Raw genomic sequence first — 17,087 nt, 5'->3', positions numbered from 1 at the left:
GCGGGTTTTGTTTTATTGCGCTCAGTTCAGCACGGTGCGGGTATCCGGCGCCGTCCGGTAAAGCCCCTGCTTGTAGGCGAGGCTGCCCCACAGCGCCAGGCCGAGGGCCGCATCCTTCATGGTGGCCGGCTGCGGCGCTGGGGTGAGCGTCTCTGTCGCATCCTCATAGATGAAGCCTTCCGGCGCCCGCTCCGGCTGCAGGATCACCACGTCCTTGCCGCGCATCAGGGCAAAATTCTTGTCGTACTGCATGATGGCGCGCCCCGGCCAGTCGGCGGGCATGCGGGTCAGATCCTTGCCGAGCATGGGGTAGTCGGCGCTGATCCCCATCAGGGAAAGCAAGGTCGGCGCCATGTCGATCTGGCTGACGATGCGCGGATCCTGTCTCGGCGCTATGCCGTCACCCACGATGACTCCCGGAATGTGGAAGCGGGGGATGGGCACCAGGCTGGCGCCGCTGGCGCCGCTGACCCGGCTGTCGTGATCGGCGATGACCAGGAACAGGGTGTCCTTCCAGTAGTCCGACTGCTTCGCCTTCTTGAAGAACTCGCCGATGGCGTAGTCCGCGTACTTGGCGGCGTTGTTGCGGGTCTGCTTGGGCTGTTCATAGAGGGCGATGCGATCGTCGGGAAACTCGAACGGATCGTGGTTGCTCGAGCTGAACACCAGGCTGAAGAAGGGTTTGCCCTGCTTGCTGAGCGCCCGGAAGGTCTCGTCGGCCTTGGCCATCAGATCTTCGTCAGAGGCGCCCCAGGAGCCCTCGAACACCGGGTTCTTGAAGTCCTTCTGCTCGACGATGGTGGTGAAGCCGTTGCCGAGGAAGAAGCTGCGCATGTTGTCGAAGTGGCTCTCGCCGCCGTAGATGAAGCTGGTGTCGTAGCCCCGCTGCTTGAGCAGATCGGCGATGGTGAAGAAGTTGGTCTGGCTGCGGCCGAGCTTGACCACGGCCTGGGCCGGGGTCGGCGTGAAGCCGGTCAGTACCGCCTCGATGCCGCGTACCGAACGGGTGCCGGTGGCGTAGAGCTGCTCGAACGCCCAACCCTCTTTCGACAAGGCATCGATGTTCGGGGTGAGCGGCAGGCCGCCGAGGGAGCCGACGAACTGGGCGCCCAGGCTCTCCTGCAGCAGGATCACCAGGTTCTTCGGCTTGCCGCCGTAGCTGGCCTCGTTGAAGGTCTGGCTGGGCAGGGTGTCGGAGCTGAATTCATGGGATTCGCGGCCGCTCTCCTGGCGAACCAGATCCAGAATGCGCTGGCGGGGCAGCTCGCCGTAGAACTGGCTGGCATCCTCCTCGGCCCGCATCTGCTTGATGGCGAAGAACAGGGAGTAGGAGGAGTTGACGGTGAGCGCATTGACCAGCGGATCGCTGGCAAACGCCACCATGGCCGGGTTGAGGGCGCGGTGACCCAGGCTGGAGCGGGCACCGAGAAAACCGATAGCCAGAATGAGCAGGGCGAAGGCGGGCCGCCAGTACCAGCGCGGGAAGCTGATGCCGCGCAGCAAGCGGCCACTCAGCCACCAGCCGCCAGTCAGCACGGCGCCGCTGAACAGCAGTGCCAGCAGCAGCTCGCCCTTGCGGCCGGCCCACAGCATGGCGAACACCTCTTTGGGATAGATGAGGTATTCGATGTAGAGGCGGTTGGGCCGCACCCCGTACTCGGTCACGAAGGAGGGGGTGGAGATCTCCAGGAAGAGCAGCAGCCAGAGCCCCAGGGTCAGCCAGACCCGGATGAACTGCAGCCAGACACGGCCCACGGCATGGGGGCCGGCCAGCAGCAGGGTGAACACGGCGGGCACGCCCCACAGCCAGCAGAGGGTGGCGAAGTCGACCCGCAGCCCCTGCAGCAGCATCTCCTGCCAGCCGGCGACGGCGTCGACCCGTTCCAGCTGCCAGAGGCCGAGCGCGAGCCGGCTAATGGAGAGAGAGACGAGTGCGATCAATGAAAAAACGGCGATGGGCCAAAACGGTCCCAGCCATCGTCTGATAGTGGTCATTGTTGTTCCTACAAGCCTGTTTGCACCCGTCCACGGGCGCATTGTTTTTATATTGCAGGGTTATGACAGCGGGCCCGAGGAAAGGTTGCGTGTAGGTGCTGTTTAAAAGGATGTTTTGGCACGATTTATGATTTTTATGTGAGGGCGCGCAGGGATCGAAGACAGCATAAACGGCTGGAGAAACTGTGATCCTGCCGGCAAAGCGGTGCGGGGGGCTTATCTATAATGGCGCCGAATTTTCTCAATCGGAGCCGAAGGGATGCCGGTCTTTATCGATGTGGAATATTTGCAAGGGTGGAGCCTGTTCGTGGTGCTCTCGGACGGTACCACGGGGGCGCTGGACCTGACTCCCTGGCGCACCCAGCCGCTGTTCGCGGCGCTGGATTCGGAGCGGCGCTGCGCTCGGGTCTTCATCAATCGCCACCACCAGCTGGAGTGGCCCGCCGGCTGTACCCTGTCGGCCCACGAGGTCTATCACCTGATCAAGCCCATCGACGAGCGGGAAGCGTTCAGCTAACCCCCTGTTTTTGTGAACCATCCCAAGATTCCTGTGACGGGAATGTTTGAACGTTTGCCTTCCTTACCCAATTTGGGTAAAACCTGCGCAACATTTTGCCAACCCTAGCTTGGCTTCGCCTCAGAGGGCTTGCCGCCACTGCGCCGCAGGCCTTTTTTGCAGCCTGACGGCAAACCTTCCAGCAGCTGCATGGTTTTGGCGGTTGGAATTAAAACAACAATATAAACAGAGAGATAAGGAAAGAGTATGGCTTGTCATATGCGCACCCCGCTGGCCCTGCTGGTGGGCGGTTTTGCCTGTCACGGCGCCGCCGGCCAGGAGCCGGTCCAGCAACTGGAGCCCATGGTGGTGGTCGCCAGTCGTCCCGCCAGCACCCTGGAGGTGACCCTGGATCCCAAGAAACCGGGCTCCCCCATGCCGGCGGCCGACGGTGCCGGTTACCTCAAGAACGTCACCGGCATGAGCATGGTGCGCAAGGGGGGCTTGGGTGGCGATCCCGTACTGCGGGGAATGGGCATGTCCCGCCTCAACGTGCAGATGGATGGCGGCATGCTGGCCGGTGGCTGCGGTGGCCGGATGGACCCGCCCACCGCCTACGTCTTTCCTCAATCCTTCGACCGGATCCGGGTGCTGAAGGGGCCGCAATCCCTCGAGCAGGGGGCGACCCTGGCGGGCACCGTGCTGTTCGAGCGGGACAGGCCAGAGTTCACCGCCCCCGGCGTCAAAGCCGAGGCGTCGGCGCTCTATGGTAGTTTCGGGCGCGACGACCAGATGCTGGATGCCACCGTGGGGGCGCCGCAGGGCTATCTGCGCGGCCAGTTCACCCACTCCGACAGCGATGACTATCGCGACGGCCACGGCGACAAGGTGCGCTCTTTCTACCGGCGCGAGAACGGCACCGCCCAGCTTGGCTGGACTCCCAGTGAGCACACCTGGCTCGAACTCACCGCCGAGCGCAGCAACGCCCGCGCCGCCTATGCGGATCGCACCATGGACGGCCCCATGTTCGATCGGGAATCCTTCGGCCTCAAGCTCAGGCAGGAGCAGATCAGCCGCCACTGGCAGCGCAGCGAATTGACCCTGTGGGACAACGACATCGACCACATCATGGACAACTTCAGCCTGCGTCCGAACAGCGGCATGAAGATGCTCTCCAACCCGGACCGGCGCAACACCGGCGGGCGCTGGGCCAACGACATCGCCCTGCCGGCCGACTGGCTGCTGACCGCTGGGCTCGACAGCAACCGGGATCAGCACCGCAGCCGGGGCGGCGTCGACTATGCCACCAAGGATCGCCAGCGCACCCTGCGCTTCGAGCAGCAGGGCGGCTTTGCCGAGTTGGGCCGCCAGCAGGGGGCTCACAGTTACAAGGGGGGGTATCGGCAGGACAGGGTTGAGACTACCCGTTACGGCGCGGGGGATCAGACCCTCTACAGCGATACCCTGACCCTGGACAGCGGCTTTGGCCGCTACGAATACCAGTGGTCGCCGGCCTGGTCGAGCTACCTGGCCTGGGGCCAGGCGAAACGGGCTCCGGACTACTGGGAGCGCAGCAAGGACAGCGTGCCCTTCATCCTCAACCCCGAGCGCAGCCGCCAGTGGGACGCTGGGCTGGCCCTGCGCAGCCGCGAATTGGATCTGACCCTCTCCCTCTTTAGCGCCGACATTCAGGACTATCTGCTCTATAACAACAAGTCGAACAAGGTGCGCAACATCGACGCCCAGACCCGTGGTGGCGAGCTGGAAGGACGCTGGCAGTTTGCCGAGCAGTGGCGCCTCGACGGCGGTCTGGCTGTGGTCTACGGCGAAAACCAGAGCGATCACCTGCCGCTGGCCCAGATGCCGCCGCTCGATGGCAAGCTGGCGCTGGGCTGGCAACCAGCCGAGGCGTGGAACCTGACCCTGCTGGGCCGCGCCGTGGCCGCGCAGGATCGGGTCGATGTGGGCTCCGGCACCGTAGCCGGTCAGGATCAGGGGGAGACCCCGGGCTTCTTCACCATGAACCTGAGCGCCGCCTGGCAGTTCCAGCCGGGCTGGCAGCTGTCGGCCGGGGTCGACAACCTGTTTGACACCTTCTACTACGAGCACCTCTCCAAGTCGGTACACGCCAGTCAGGCCGGGCTGGGCTACGAGCAGGTAGGGCGGATTCCGGAGCCGGGCCGCGCCTACTGGCTCTCGGTCAGTTACCGTTTCGCCTCGGCCGGCGTGCTCTAGGTCGGCGCGCCAACCGACTGAGCCAGGTAACGTTTTCAGTCACAGACCCGTGCGGACGGGGCCGCTATCATGGCCCCAGTGCGGCGCTTTGGGCGCCGATACCACCACAGCGGGAACATAACAATGAAACAAGGAACGTTGCGCCATGGCGGCCTCATCGGGGCCGCCCTGTTATTGACGGCTTGCGGCAGCGGAGGCGGGAGCGGCTCCAGCGAGCCCCTGCAGCCCCCGGTCACCAACCCGCCGCCGGCCACCGCCAGCCGCGCCTGCTACGGCAATGATCAGCCTGCCTGCAATCTGCGCACCTATCAGGTGATGGTGGAGTCGTTCGTCGACGGCGACGGCAGCGCCAACTACGGCGTCGGTTACGGCCCCTCCCAGCACAACGGCGATCTGCAGGGGGTCATCGACAGCCTGGACCATATCAAGAGCCTCAACGTCAACGCCATCTGGCTGACCCCGGTGTTTGACTCCTGCGCGGGACAAGGCGGTGACGACAAGCTCGATGCCACCGGCTACTTCGCCTGCGACTTCTTCAACGTGGACCCCAACTTCGGCAGCAACGTCCAGCTCAAGAAGCTGGTGGACGGAGCGCATCAGCGCGGCCTCTACGTCTTCCTCGACGGGGTGTTCGGCCACGTCAACAAGGTGGGGGTGAGCAAGCCTTCGCCCGAGGGACGGCTGCCCGCCCTCAAGAGCGGCGGAGCCGGTTATCCCGGTCAGCTGGTGGATTACAGCCAGCCCCAGAGCCTGGCCTACTTCAAGGAGGTGGCCCGCTATTGGGTCGAGCAGTACGGCATCGACGGCTGGCGCCTCGATCAGGCCTATCAGCTCGGCCTCGACGACTGGCGCGCCATTCGCAGCGAAGTGGAACGGGCCAGCGCGGCGCGCAAGGCCGCCGGTCAACAGTGGGGCACCCTCGGCTACATGGTGGGCGAGGTGTGGAAGGGCGCCGACGAGATCCGCGCCCAGGCGTATGGGCCGAGCGACAACCCGGCGCTCTCGTCGGCGTTCGACTTCCCGCTGCGCTACGGCCTGGTGCAGGCGCTGGCGGTGGAGGAGTCCGGCAAGGGCGGGCAGGGGGCCAGCGTGCTCGACGCCAGCTGGAACAAGGTGGAGAACTACCCGAACCACGCCATGCCCAACCTGATGCTGGGCAACCACGATCTGGTGCGCTTCGGCGATCTGCTGGAGCGCGGCAACTTCAATCCGGCGGACTACTGGCAGCGCCACAAGGCGGCCTTCAGCTTCCTGGCAGCCCGCTCTGGCCCCATCACCCTCTACTACGGCGAGGAGTTTGGCGACGAGGTGCCAGGCTTTGCCAAGCAGGTGGGAGGCGACTGTGCCGCGCAGGGGCTCTGTGACGATCACGTGGCCCGCAGCGATGGCAAGGTGCCCGGTGTCACCGGCTTCGTGCCGAGCAGCGAGCAGAGCGAGCTGAAACAGTGGCTCAGCCAGCTGCTGGCCCTGCGCGCCGCCCACCCCGCCCTCTATCAGGGGGAGCGGGTCAAGCTGGTGGCCGAGGGGAGCGTCTATGGCGACATCAAGCAGACGGCGGCAGAGCAAGTAGTCTACCTGCTCAACGTCTCAAGCACGCCCCAGAGCTACGCGGTGCCGGTCGGCAAGCTGCGCAGCGGCAGCGCCCTGGTGGATCTGCAAAGCGGCGAGAGCCTGGCCATCGGCGGCAGCAGCGTGACGGTGGACTTGCCACCGCTGAGCGGTCGCTTCCTGCTGGTGCGCTGAGCGAGGTTGGCAACAAAAAGGGCTCCGTGATGGAGCCCTTTTTCGTGGTGGAAGTTACTTCTCGATGCCGCTGCCGAGCTCGTCCTGATGGGGGGCAGCCTGTGCGTGGCCATTGCCGTGCCGCCAGCTCTCCAGCCGGTTGTGCACCCCGCGGCGCAGGCTCTTGAAGCTGGTCTCCAGATAGTCGACACCGACCAGAATGGAGAGGGTGACGCCGGTGAGCAGCAGCGCTTGGTGCAGCATCTGCATGCCGATGAGGGCGCCGAGGGCGGCCAGCATCCAGACGGTGGCGGCGGAGGTGACCCCCAGTACCTGACCATCCCGGGTCATCATCACCCCGGCACCGAGAAAGCCGATACCGGTGATGAGCTGGCCCAGCACCCGCGCCTGATCGGCGCTCTGGGGGCTGAGGGCGGCGCCGATGGCGAGAAAGCAGTAGGTGCCGAGGATGATGAGCGAGGAGGTGCGGATGCCGACCGGCTTGCCGCGTAGCTGGCGCTCCAGCCCTACCAGAGTGCCGCACACCAGACAGACCAGGATGTTCTCCCAGCCAAGGGGCGCTATGTCCCACCAATCAGTCGTCATCATATCCACCTCTGCTATCGATGCTTGTTATCCGGCCGCGCTCTGCCCCCGGTTTTCCAGCCGCTGGCGGAAGGCCCGGGCGAGGCGCTCGTAGAGGTCCTTTGCCTCTCTGTCCTCAATATCGCCACGTATCCAGGGATTGTCGATGATTTCCAGCAGCACGCAGTCCCGATCCTGCTGGCGCAGATCCACCCCGAACAGGCCGTTGCCGAGCTGATGCACCGCACGGCGGGCGGTCTGCAGCACCCGCTCCGGCACCTCGTTGAGCGGCAGCGCCTCGATGCGGCTCATGTCGAGGGGGTGCTTGCGGCGGCGGATGCGGTTGCCGGGCTCGGGGCGGAAACGGCGGCAGGCAAACAGCGGCGAGCCGTCGAGAAAGCCGATGCGCCAGTCGAACTCGGCGGGGATCCGGCTCTGCACCAGCAGCAGGGCGGAGCGGGCCAGCCCCTCGTCCAGCAGGCGGGCCAGTTGCTGCTCGTCGCTGGCCATGGCCAGATCGCGCCCCTGCGCCCCGTCGGGCACCTTCACCATCAGCGGCAGGCCGAGCCGCTGTACCAGTTCGTCCACGTGGTGGCGGCCGCGGCGGGTCACCACCATGGTGGGCGGCATGGGCACGCCGCTGCGTACCATCAGCTCGTAGAGGTAGAGCTTGTTGCTGCAGGCGAGGATGGCGCGGGAGCTGTCGATCACCGGCATCTTGAGCTGCTCGGCGCGGCGGGCAAATTCGAAGGTGTAGTGGCCGACTGCAGTCTCCGAGCGCAGCCAGAGGGTATCGAACTCCGGCAGCCGTTCGATGGCGGACGGCGCCAGGATCTCGGCCCGGATCCCCTGCGCGGCGGCCGCCAGGATGAAGCGCGTCAGCGCCAGCGCATCGCTGCTGGCACGGCCGTCGTTGGGGTCGACCAGAATGGCGAGCTGGTAGAGCGGCGCCGCCTGCTCCTCGTCGCCGGTGCCCACCAGTGCCTGGGCGTGGTGCAGCATCAGCGCCTTCTCGCTCGTGCTCAGCGCCAGCGGTGACAGGCTCTGCTGCTGGCGCACCGACCAGCCGTGGCGGCCGCGCTTGAGGGTCAGCTCCTGCAGCGGCAGCTGGCTGAGGCCGTAGTAGTAGCGGGCCAGCCCCGCCAGCTCGCTCTGTTCGCACTGGCCGAAGATGGCGCGTACCCGGATTCGGTCCTCGCTCTGCTGGGCCAGCCAGCCCTGCAATTTTCGCCACAGCTTGGCCGGTGGCTGCTGCGGCTGCAGTTGGCTGATGGCTTGCAAACCCGGCAGGCAGTGGTGGCCGCGGGCCTGGGCCAGCAGCGAGCAGTAGTAACCGGCACTGAGGTGCTCCAGATTGCGACAGAGGTTGATGATGCGGGGGCGGCCGCCGGTGGTGGGCACTCCGTGTTGCAGGTAGGTGCGGGCGGTCAGCAGATAATCGGCATGGCAAGGCCAGTCGCCCGGCTCTTCGACGATGACGTAGGTACTCATTTTTTCGGCTCCACAGATGAAACTGCCTTAAACGGCAGGATCCCCAGTGGGCTTCGATGCACCGACAAGCACGACAATGGCGCGAGGGGAAACAAGAGGTTACAGTGCCTAATATGCCGCCTTGGTAACTTGTGATACAAGTCGCATTTTTGGTGATGAAGATAAATAACCGAACAAGGACTCCCCGTGTTGACCGTGCGCGCGGCCCGGACCGATGATCTGGGCGCCATCGTTAAGCTGGAACGCTACTGTTTTCCCCCCGAAGTCGCCTTTGGTCGCAGCCGCTGGCACTATCTGCTGACCCACGCCAAGGGGCGTACCCTGCTGGTGCTGGACCAGCAGGAGCAGCTGATGGGCTACCTCTGCCTGCTGGAGCACAGGGGCTGGGATCGGCTGATCATCCAGACTCTCGCCATCCGCTGGACCATCCGCCGGCAAGGCTGGGCCCGCCGCCTGCTGGAGCAGGTGATCCAGGAGGGCAAAGAAGCCGGCTGGGGAGCGATCCGGCTGGAGGTCGGCGATGCCAATGAAGAGGCGCAGGCCCTCTATCGCGAGCTGGGTTTTCGGCCCAGACAGAAGCTGCCGGACTATTATGGCCACGGTCAGCACGCCCACCGGCTGGTGCTGGCACTGAAGCCGGCCTGAGAGAGGAGAGGGGATGAGCTGCGACAACTGCCTCGCCACTGCCATCAAGGCCAAGCTGGGGCGCTGCCCGGTTTGCGCCTGCCAGACCTTCGTCATCGGCCTGATCGGCTGGCTGGTCTGGTGGTGGTGTGGCGCCGACACCTCGGTCAACGCCCTCACCGGCCTGCTGTTCGCGCTGGGGGGATCGGGCCTCTTTCTGCTCCACCTGCTGGTGTTTGTCTGGCGCAAGGTGACCGGACGTGAATTGAGCGATGAATGAATCAGATTGATTTCAAACAGGTAAATAACAATAGCGCTGTAGATATGGAGGTTCAGATGATAGCAATGGTAACGGGCGCCTCGTCCGGATTTGGTGAGTCCATCAGCCGTCAGCTGGTGCAGGCGGGCTACCGGGTGATCGGTACCGGCCGCCGCGGCGAACGGCTGGCTGCCCTGGCCGACGAGCTGGGCGCGCAGTTCCTGCCGCTGGTGTTCGACGTGCAGGACAAGGCGGCCACCCGCGCCGCCATCGACGGGCTGCCGGCCGAGTGGCGCGAGGTGGATCTGCTGGTCAACAACGCCGGGCTGGCGCTGGGGCTGGAGCCGGCCCACAAGGCGGATCTGGAAGACTGGGAGCAGATGATCGCCACCAACATCAGCGGTCTGACTCTGCTCACCCGATTGCTGCTGCCGGGCATGGTGGTGCGCAATCGCGGCCACGTCATCAACATCGGCTCCATCGCCGGCACCTACCCCTATCCGGGCGGCAACGTCTACGGCGCCACCAAGGCGTTCGTGAAGCAGTTCAGCCTCAACCTGCGCGCCGATCTGGCGGGCACTGCCATCCGCGTCACCAACGTGGAGCCAGGCCTGTGCGGCGGCACCGAGTTCTCCAACGTGCGCTTCCACGGTGACGATGCCAAGGCGGCTTCCGTCTATCAGGGGGTGCAGGCGATCCAGCCACAAGACATCGCCAATACCGTGCTCTGGGTGAGCCAGCAGCCGGCCCACGTCAACATCAACAGCATCGAGATCATGCCGGTGGCGCAGACCTTCGGCCCGCTCAATATCAGCCGCCGCTGATGGCGGTAGTTGACGAAATGAAAGAGGCTCCCTTGGGAGCCTCTTTGCGTTGGTGAGCCGATTACAGGCTCATGATCTTCTTGAACTCTTCCGGCGAGTACTTCTGCTCGGTGCGCTTGGTGAGATCCGTCATCAGCTTGTAGCGCAGCTCTTTGGCCATCTGATAGGTCTGCTCCAGCTGGCCATAGGAGTAGTCGGCGGCCAGCCCGATGGCGGTAGCCTTGTCGCTGGCATAGGCCTGCTTCAGGCTCTTGTCGAGCAGGGCCACCTCCTTGTAGAGCTTGCTGCTCTCCTTGCTCCAGACGCCGCGCAGCAGCGGCAGGTACTTGTCCGGATCGGCGCTGGCCAGCGCGGTCAGGCTGCGGAACTGCCAGTAGGCGGAGTCATCGGAGTAGCTGTCGCTGCCGGTGCGATAGGGCAGGGGGTAGGACTCCAGGGTGTTGTAGAGCGGCACCATCACGGACTCGGCCAGCACGCCGTAGCTCTGCCAGATAAGCCCCTGCAGCTCTTTGGGCATCTCCTTGCGCAGCTGGATGACGTGGGATTCCAGCTGGCGATCGATGCGGATCGGCCGCTCCGCCTTGCCCGCCAGCGGCGTGCCGTCATAGGTGGCGCTCAGCAGCCTGGCCACGTCCGGCACGGCGATGGGGGCATCCGGCTTCATAAAGAGCGGATATTGCGCCTGCCGGGTCGGCTGCGGGTGGCTGGCGGTCAGCATCTTCTGGCCGAGCCACTCCCGATCCACGTTGTAGGGGTCGGCGATGACCCCGAACGCCTTGGCGAAGTTGAACTCTTTCGGGTCGGCGTTATCCAGCAGTTTGTGTTCGCGCACGAACTCCAGCAGCCTGGGCGAGTGCAGTACATCGGCGCCGTCGAGATTGACGCCGTGGATGCGCAGGCCGTTGGCCACCATGGCATAGCTGTCGTCCGGCACCCGCACCGCGATCCAGTGGTGGCCGGAGCCGATCTCCATCAGCCAGGCCTCGTTCACATCCGCCAGATAGAGGCTGTTACCCTCACCGGCGCCATATTGCTCCACATAACGGCCGAGCAGCTCGACCCCCTCCTTGGCCGTCCTGGCCTGCGGCAGGATCAGGGTCGGGATGATGGCCTCGATGACCCCCTTCTCAATCAGCGGATCGGCTTTCTGGGCCTTGTCGTTGACCTCGGCGCTGGTGGTGGCCGAGATGGCGACGTTGAATTCGTTGATGCCGCGCTCTTCATAATATTTGCCGGCCGGGTCGCTGGACGTCGCATCCCAGTCGCGGATGGCGGAATAGGCGAAGAAGGCCTTGGGCATCGGTACTTCCAGCCCGTTGCCCAGTTTCCAGACCTTGCCCTCGTTCTGCTGGGCGGGCCGGAAGGCGAGGTACTTGTTCCAGTTGTTGACGCCAAAATCCTCGTTTCTGGCGATCATCACGCTGCCATCGGCACTGGCACCCTTGCCGACGATGAGGCCGGTACAGGCGTCGGCACTGGTGCCAAGCAGGGTGAGCAGGGTGGCGGAGAGAAGACTCAAGGTGTGTTTTTTCATGGGATTGCCCGAAGCGTAACTGTGGGTGAAAGCCAGGCGGTGGGATGCAGGTCTGCCGCAGTGCGATCAGCCGCCGATAAGCTGCCGGGGGATCGTGCTGCTCATGGTCGATGACGCAAACATTTCATCCATAACACTGCTTGCTGGTCGTTTTGTGCGCCGAAATTGTATGCCTCGCTGGTTGTTTGTTTTGTGATCTATGAGTCGTTCCTTTGCTTTGTCTGGTAAAGCGTGAAAAAGGCAGCGATATGCACCAGAAGCTGCCGATTGGGCAGCGCAGCGTCATGATTCTGACGTCGAGATGGTCATGGATCAGCTCGCGAGCCCGTGCGAGCCGGGATCTGCACCAATCTGGCAAGTTGGCCTGCAACTTGCTGGTTTTATTGCCAATGATGGGGCCTGGCGCCTCATGCCATCGAATCAGCGACCTCGTCATGCCGGATCGGCATGCAGACTGGAGCCCCCATGGATATCAAACCCTACAGCCAGCAGCTTGCCCAGAGCGCCTCCAACAACCGTGCTCTCGCCACCCTCAGCAGTGCCGACAGCGGCCAGGGTGGCGGCTGGGAAGATCTGGTCAACCTCTCCTCCCAGCGGATCACTGGTCAGGCCCAGCAGGCGCTGACCTATGAACACCTGGCCAAGAACAGCAAGCTGCCGCCGGCGCTCGACATCGGCTCCGACAAGGGGGGCGTGATGCAGCAGCTGGTGGACAAGGCGCTCGGCTTTGATCGCAAGAAATTCAACGAGATAGAAGAGAAGCTCAAGACGATTGCCGACAACAAGCAGCTGACTGCCGAAGAGCGGGCGGCGCAGAGCAAGCCGCTCAACGAGCAGCGGGACGCCATGTTGCAGGATGCGATGGACCGCCTCACCGGCAAGAAGAGCAGCGCCAAGGAAGAGACCAAGAGCGCCTGAACGGTGGGATGACTCGAACGGCAACCCATGGTCGGTGGGGGCAATCACTTGCCCCTGTCCGGGCACCATGAGTGGGTTGCCGATGCGGCGCAGCACGGGCCGCTCTGCGCCGCCACCACGGCAGCAAAAAAGGGAGGGCGGCTGCCACTCCCTTGGTGACCGGACGGCGTCCGGCCGCTGCATCGGCTCAGGCCGTCGCTACTTCTTCTCGGGCAGGATGCCGATCCCCACCGCCTGGGTCTGCACGGCCTTGATCTGGTCGCCCTTGGCGATGAGCGCAAACTGGGCCGGGTTGTGCACCTTGAGCACCAGGGTGTGATCCACCCCCTTCACCGTGATGGTCTGCTGCCCCTTGTCGACCGCGATGACGTCGCCATAGAGAGTGACCTTTTTGCCGATCCCGGCGCCCGGCTTCTCACCTGCTTCGGCCTTGTCGGCCGCCACTTCCACGATGCGTTTTCTCACCCCGGCGGTGCCCTTGAGCAGCTCCAGATCCAGCATCTGCAGGTAGCGGAGTGCCACCACGTCGCCCACCTTGAGGTTGGCCAAGTTGGTGACCTGCTCACCGGCGACGATGTCGAACTCCTCGCCGGCGGCATTTTTCAGGCTGACCTTGCGGCTGGCCATGTCGATGGCGGTGACCGTGGCCTGGGCCGAGACGGCTTCCACCAGGTTGGCCTTGCCAGGGGCCGTGGTGACTTCGGTTGCCACCTCGGCAGCCTGCGCCAGACAGGTCGAGAGGGAAAGCAAACCGGCAATCCATGCATGCTTGAGTTTCATGTGTCAGACCTTATGAACAAAAGAGTGGGGAGGGCAGGAGCGGGGCGATGAGAGTGGAACACCCGGTTCCCAGAGAGACCATAGCAGAGCGGCACAGAAACAGGAGTGGCGCCGCATCACATCTTTCCGCTAGCCCGGCCCCCACTGTGCAATTTGATAGCCGGCTCCCGTTTTTTGACCTGCCGGAGCCACAGGCGCACAATTCCCCTGCATGCATTCAACCGAGGGCTCTGCCGTGTACAACTTCCAATATGCCAATCCTACCCGCGTCTGTTTCGGTGAAGGCCAGATCGCCAGGCTGCCGGAGCTGATCCCGGCCGGCAGCCGTCTGCTGGTGCTCTACGGCGGTGGCAGCATCAAACAGAACGGGGTCTATGAGCAGTTGACTCAGGCGCTGGCGGGACGGGAGTGGCTGGAGTTTCCCGGCATCGGCGCCAACCCCCAGTACGATCAGCTGATGGAGGCGGTGGCCCTGGTCAAGCGCGAGCGCATCGACTTCCTGCTGGCGGTCGGCGGTGGTTCCGTGGTGGATGGCAGCAAGTTCGTGGCCGCCGCGGCCTGCTTCGAGGGGGCGGATCCCTGGGAGATCCTGCTGCACAAGGCCCCCATCAAGGGGGCGCTGCCACTGGGCTGCGTGCTGACCCTGCCGGCCACCGGCTCGGAAAGCAACCCGGCCGCCGTGGTGAGCCGCGGGGAGGCCAAGCTCTCCTTCATGAACCCGCTGGTGCAGCCGGTGTTTGCGGTGCTGGATCCCACGACCACCTACAGCCTGCCGCCGCGCCAGGTGGGCAACGGGGTGGTGGATGCCTTCGTCCACATCATCGAGCAGTACCTCACCTTCCCGGTGGGGGGCGAGGTGCAGGACCGGCTGGCCGAAGGCCTGCTGCAGGTGCTGGTGGACAACGGTCCGCGCGCGCTGACGGAGCCCACCAACTACCAGGTGCGCGCCAACCTGATGTGGGCGGCCAGCCTGGCGCTCAACGGCCTCATCGGTCGCGGTGTGCCGCAGGACTGGTCTACCCACGCCATCGGTCACCAGCTCACCGCCCTGCACGGGCTGGATCATGCCCAGAGTCTGGCGGTGGTGCTGCCCTCCCTGCTGCGGGAGCAATCGGCCCAGAAGCAGGAGAAGCTGGCCCAGTTCGCCGAGCGGGTATGGCACTCCAGCCGCGAGGACAAGGCGCTGCGCATCGAGGAGGCGATCATCCGCACCGAGCAGTTCTTCCAGCAGATGGGAGTGGGCACCCGCCTCGCCGACTACGGTCTGAGCGAGAGCTGCATCCCCGGCATCTGCTCCAACCTCAAGCGTTTCGGGCTGACCGCCCTCGGGGAGCAGCAGGACATAGATCCGGACAAGGTAGCCAGGATCCTGTCCCACGCGCTTTAAGTCAGGGGACTCGCGCCTCGCAATCAGAGTGGCGCGGATCCTTTCTCACACGCCCTGATCATCTGGCTGTCGAGCAGAAAAAAACGCCCCGATCATCGGGGCGTTTTGCATGGTGTCACCAGGCGCGGCCGTTTATCCGGCGCTGCGGTCCAGCTCGCGCTCCAGCGCTGCCGCCTTCTGGCGGGCCGGGTGAGTGTTGAGTCGCTGCCAGTAGGCCTCAAGGTGCGGGAACTGGGCCAGCTGGCCGCTCTGGGCCAGTAGATCCACCAGGAAGGAGTTCAGGATGTCGGCGCCGGTGAGGCGATCGGCCACCAGATAGCGGCGGCTTGCCAGCACCTCATCGAGGTAGCCCAGCACCTTGGCGCACTCGGCCTTGGCGTAGTCCGGCAGGAAGCGCATCGGGCTGCCGTCCTTGCGCACGAACATGTCGAGCAGCAGCGGCAGAATACCCGAGCTCTCGGCGAAGTGGAGCCACTGCAGATACTCGGCATACTCCGGGCTATCGGTAGCCGGTGCCAGCCGTTCCGGGGCGTGGCGGGCGATCAGGTACTCGGTGATGGCACCGGATTCCGCCAGCACCCGGCCGTCGAACTCGATGACCGGCGACTTGCCGAGGGGGTGGATGGCCTTGAGCTCGGGCGGCGCCAGAAAGGTGGTGGCATCGCGCTGATACGCCTTGATCTCATAGGGCAGGCCCAGCTCTTCGAGCAGCCAGATGATGCGCTGGGAGCGGGATTTGTTCAGGTGGTGCAGGACTATCATGGAAACCTCGACGCAGTGACGGAAGGCGGTGATACGCAGCGGTGCGGTGGCAGGTTCACCGCTGGCCAAAAAGAGCGGGCTGGATGCCCGCTCCTGCGTTGACTGACTCAGGCCTCCAGCGCCTGATCCAGATCCGCCAGTATGTCCTCGATGGCCTCGATCCCCACCGACAGCCGGATCATCTCAGGCTTCACTCCGGCCTTGGCCTGCTCCGCCTCGCTCAACTGGCGATGGGTAGTGGAGGCGGGGTGGCAGGCCAGCGACTTGGCGTCACCGATGTTGACCAGCCGCTTGAAGATCTTGAGCGCATCGTAGAAGCGCACGCCCGCTTCATAGCCATCTTTCAGACCAAACGAGAGGATGGCCGAGGGGCGGCCGGCCATGTATTTCTCCGCCAGCAGGTAGTGGGGGTGACCCGGCAGACCGGCGTAGCTGACCCAGGCCACCTTGGGGTGATGCTTGAGGTGATGGGCCACCCGCAGGGCGTTATCCACGTGGCGCTCCATGCGCAGGCTCAGGGTCTCCAGCCCCTGCAGCAGCAGGAAGGCGTTCATCGGCGCCAGCGCCGCGCCGGTATTGCGCAGCGGCACGGTACGCACCCGCCCGATGAAGGCGGCCGGGCCAAAGGCCTCGGTATAGACTACCCCGTGATATGAAGGTTCGGGTTTGGTGAGTTGGGGGAAGCGCTCGGCGTGATCCGCCCAGGGGAACTTGCCCGAGTCGACGATGACGCCACCCAGCGAGTTGCCGTGGCCGCCGACGTATTTGGTCAGGCTGTGCACCACGATATCGGCGCCGTGTTCGATGGGTTTGCACAGCACCGGAGTGGCGACCGTGTTGTCGACGATGAGCGGCACGCCACGGGCGTGGGCCACCTTGGCGAAGGCCGCCAGATCGACGATGTTGCCGGCCGGGTTGCCGATGCTCTCGCAGTAGACCGCCTTGGTCTTGTCGTCGATGAGGGCGGCGATGGCCTCGGCACTGTCATCCTTGGCGAAGCGCACCTCGACCCCGAAACTCGGCAGCATGTGGGCGAACAATGTGTAGGTGCCGCCATAGAGCTGGGGTGTGGAGACGATGTTGTCACCGGCGGCGGTCAGCGCCTGGATGGCGTAGGTGATGGCGGCGGAACCCGCCGAGACCACCAGGCCGGCGATGCCCCCTTCCAGCGCGGCCATCCGTTGCTCCAGCACATCGTTGGTGGGGTTCATGATGCGGGTGTAGATGTTGCCTGGTACCGCCAGATTGAACAGATCCGCCCCGTGCTGGGCGCTCTCAAACTCGTAGGCCACCGTCTGGTAGATGGGCACGGCAACGGCCTTGGTGGTGGGGTCGCTGGTAAAGCCGTGGTGCAGGGCCAGGGTCGCATCTTTCATCACACACTCCTTGTTGGATGTTGCTGGGTAGCAGTTATAGATGGATAGACGTCCAATCTATCAGGCCCAGCGTCGATGTAAACCACCCAATCCGGCAAA

15 protein-coding genes are annotated in these 17,087 nt (G+C 64.5%); 8 read left to right on the top strand and 7 right to left on the bottom strand.

All coding sequences use genetic code 11. The annotated features are described in order from the left end of the window. Positions 1 to 21: 21 nt before the first annotated feature. Positions 22 to 1,995: an LTA synthase family protein gene (locus PG900_RS10720; protein WP_270831443.1), complete on the bottom strand. Its 1,974-nt coding sequence runs from the start codon at positions 1,993 to 1,995 to the stop codon at positions 22 to 24. A 259-nt stretch (positions 1,996 to 2,254) separates the two neighbouring features. Here PG900_RS10720 and PG900_RS10715 point away from each other — a divergent pair, with 259 nt between their 5' ends. The 3 genes from PG900_RS10715 (at position 2,255) to PG900_RS10705 (ending at position 6,469) form a co-directional block, all read left to right on the top strand. Next, complete coding sequence (locus tag PG900_RS10715) at positions 2,255 to 2,512, top strand: DUF2442 domain-containing protein (RefSeq protein WP_029304479.1); 258 nt, start codon at positions 2,255 to 2,257, stop codon at positions 2,510 to 2,512. A 246-nt stretch (positions 2,513 to 2,758) separates the two neighbouring features. After that, positions 2,759 to 4,726 (top strand): TonB-dependent copper receptor, encoded by a 1,968-nt coding sequence (locus PG900_RS10710; RefSeq protein ID WP_076361619.1) that lies wholly within the window; start codon positions 2,759 to 2,761, stop codon positions 4,724 to 4,726. 123 nt (positions 4,727 to 4,849) lie between these two features. Further along, positions 4,850 to 6,469, top strand: coding sequence for an alpha-amylase family protein (locus PG900_RS10705; RefSeq protein ID WP_175610281.1), 1,620 nt, complete (start codon positions 4,850 to 4,852; stop codon positions 6,467 to 6,469). Between the two features lie 54 nt (positions 6,470 to 6,523). Here PG900_RS10705 and PG900_RS10700 read toward each other — a convergent pair whose 3' ends face one another. Next, positions 6,524 to 7,057: an MgtC/SapB family protein gene (locus tag PG900_RS10700; protein WP_175610280.1), complete on the bottom strand. Its 534-nt coding sequence runs from the start codon at positions 7,055 to 7,057 to the stop codon at positions 6,524 to 6,526. A gap of 24 nt (positions 7,058 to 7,081) precedes the next feature. Then, positions 7,082 to 8,524, bottom strand: coding sequence for a RimK family protein (locus PG900_RS10695; protein ID WP_270831442.1), 1,443 nt, complete (start codon positions 8,522 to 8,524; stop codon positions 7,082 to 7,084). Between the two features lie 186 nt (positions 8,525 to 8,710). Here PG900_RS10695 and PG900_RS10690 point away from each other — a divergent pair, with 186 nt between their 5' ends. From PG900_RS10690 to PG900_RS10680, 3 genes are read left to right on the top strand one after another with little or no spacing between them, the layout of a single operon-like run. Next, positions 8,711 to 9,169, top strand: coding sequence for a GNAT family N-acetyltransferase (locus PG900_RS10690; protein WP_270831441.1), 459 nt, complete (start codon positions 8,711 to 8,713; stop codon positions 9,167 to 9,169). A 13-nt stretch (positions 9,170 to 9,182) separates the two neighbouring features. Continuing rightward, on the top strand, positions 9,183 to 9,428 hold the full coding sequence (locus PG900_RS10685; protein ID WP_270831440.1) for a DUF3624 domain-containing protein: 246 nt from the start codon (positions 9,183 to 9,185) through the stop codon (positions 9,426 to 9,428). A gap of 56 nt (positions 9,429 to 9,484) precedes the next feature. Further along, on the top strand, positions 9,485 to 10,231 hold the full coding sequence (locus PG900_RS10680) for an SDR family oxidoreductase (protein WP_270831439.1): 747 nt from the start codon (positions 9,485 to 9,487) through the stop codon (positions 10,229 to 10,231). Positions 10,232 to 10,292: 61 nt separating this feature from the next. Here PG900_RS10680 and PG900_RS10675 read toward each other — a convergent pair whose 3' ends face one another. Then, the gene (locus PG900_RS10675) at positions 10,293 to 11,765 is read right to left on the bottom strand and encodes a C69 family dipeptidase (RefSeq protein WP_270831438.1); all 1,473 of its coding nucleotides are present in this window, start codon (positions 11,763 to 11,765) and stop codon (positions 10,293 to 10,295) included. 465 nt (positions 11,766 to 12,230) lie between these two features. Here PG900_RS10675 and PG900_RS10670 point away from each other — a divergent pair, with 465 nt between their 5' ends. Next, on the top strand, positions 12,231 to 12,683 hold the full coding sequence (locus tag PG900_RS10670; protein WP_202011703.1) for a hypothetical protein: 453 nt from the start codon (positions 12,231 to 12,233) through the stop codon (positions 12,681 to 12,683). Positions 12,684 to 12,881: 198 nt separating this feature from the next. Here PG900_RS10670 and PG900_RS10665 read toward each other — a convergent pair whose 3' ends face one another. Further along, positions 12,882 to 13,463 (bottom strand): hypothetical protein, encoded by a 582-nt coding sequence (locus PG900_RS10665; protein ID WP_270831437.1) that lies wholly within the window; start codon positions 13,461 to 13,463, stop codon positions 12,882 to 12,884. A gap of 211 nt (positions 13,464 to 13,674) precedes the next feature. Between PG900_RS10665 and PG900_RS10660 the strand changes: the two genes are divergently transcribed. Beyond that, positions 13,675 to 14,850: an iron-containing alcohol dehydrogenase gene (locus PG900_RS10660; protein ID WP_081086414.1), complete on the top strand. Its 1,176-nt coding sequence runs from the start codon at positions 13,675 to 13,677 to the stop codon at positions 14,848 to 14,850. A 132-nt stretch (positions 14,851 to 14,982) separates the two neighbouring features. Here PG900_RS10660 and PG900_RS10655 read toward each other — a convergent pair whose 3' ends face one another. Beyond that, positions 14,983 to 15,612, bottom strand: coding sequence for a glutathione S-transferase family protein (locus PG900_RS10655; protein WP_270802080.1), 630 nt, complete (start codon positions 15,610 to 15,612; stop codon positions 14,983 to 14,985). A 107-nt stretch (positions 15,613 to 15,719) separates the two neighbouring features. Beyond that, complete coding sequence (locus PG900_RS10650; RefSeq protein WP_011704479.1) at positions 15,720 to 16,988, bottom strand: O-acetylhomoserine aminocarboxypropyltransferase/cysteine synthase family protein; 1,269 nt, start codon at positions 16,986 to 16,988, stop codon at positions 15,720 to 15,722. Between the last annotated feature and the right edge of the window lie 99 nt (positions 16,989 to 17,087).

This window comes from Aeromonas sp. QDB03, from assembly GCF_027707985.1.
Taxonomy (GTDB): domain Bacteria; phylum Pseudomonadota; class Gammaproteobacteria; order Enterobacterales; family Aeromonadaceae; genus Aeromonas; species Aeromonas hydrophila.
The sequence above is the reverse complement of the archived record's forward strand: the minus strand, read 5'-3'. Positions and strand labels throughout refer to the sequence as shown.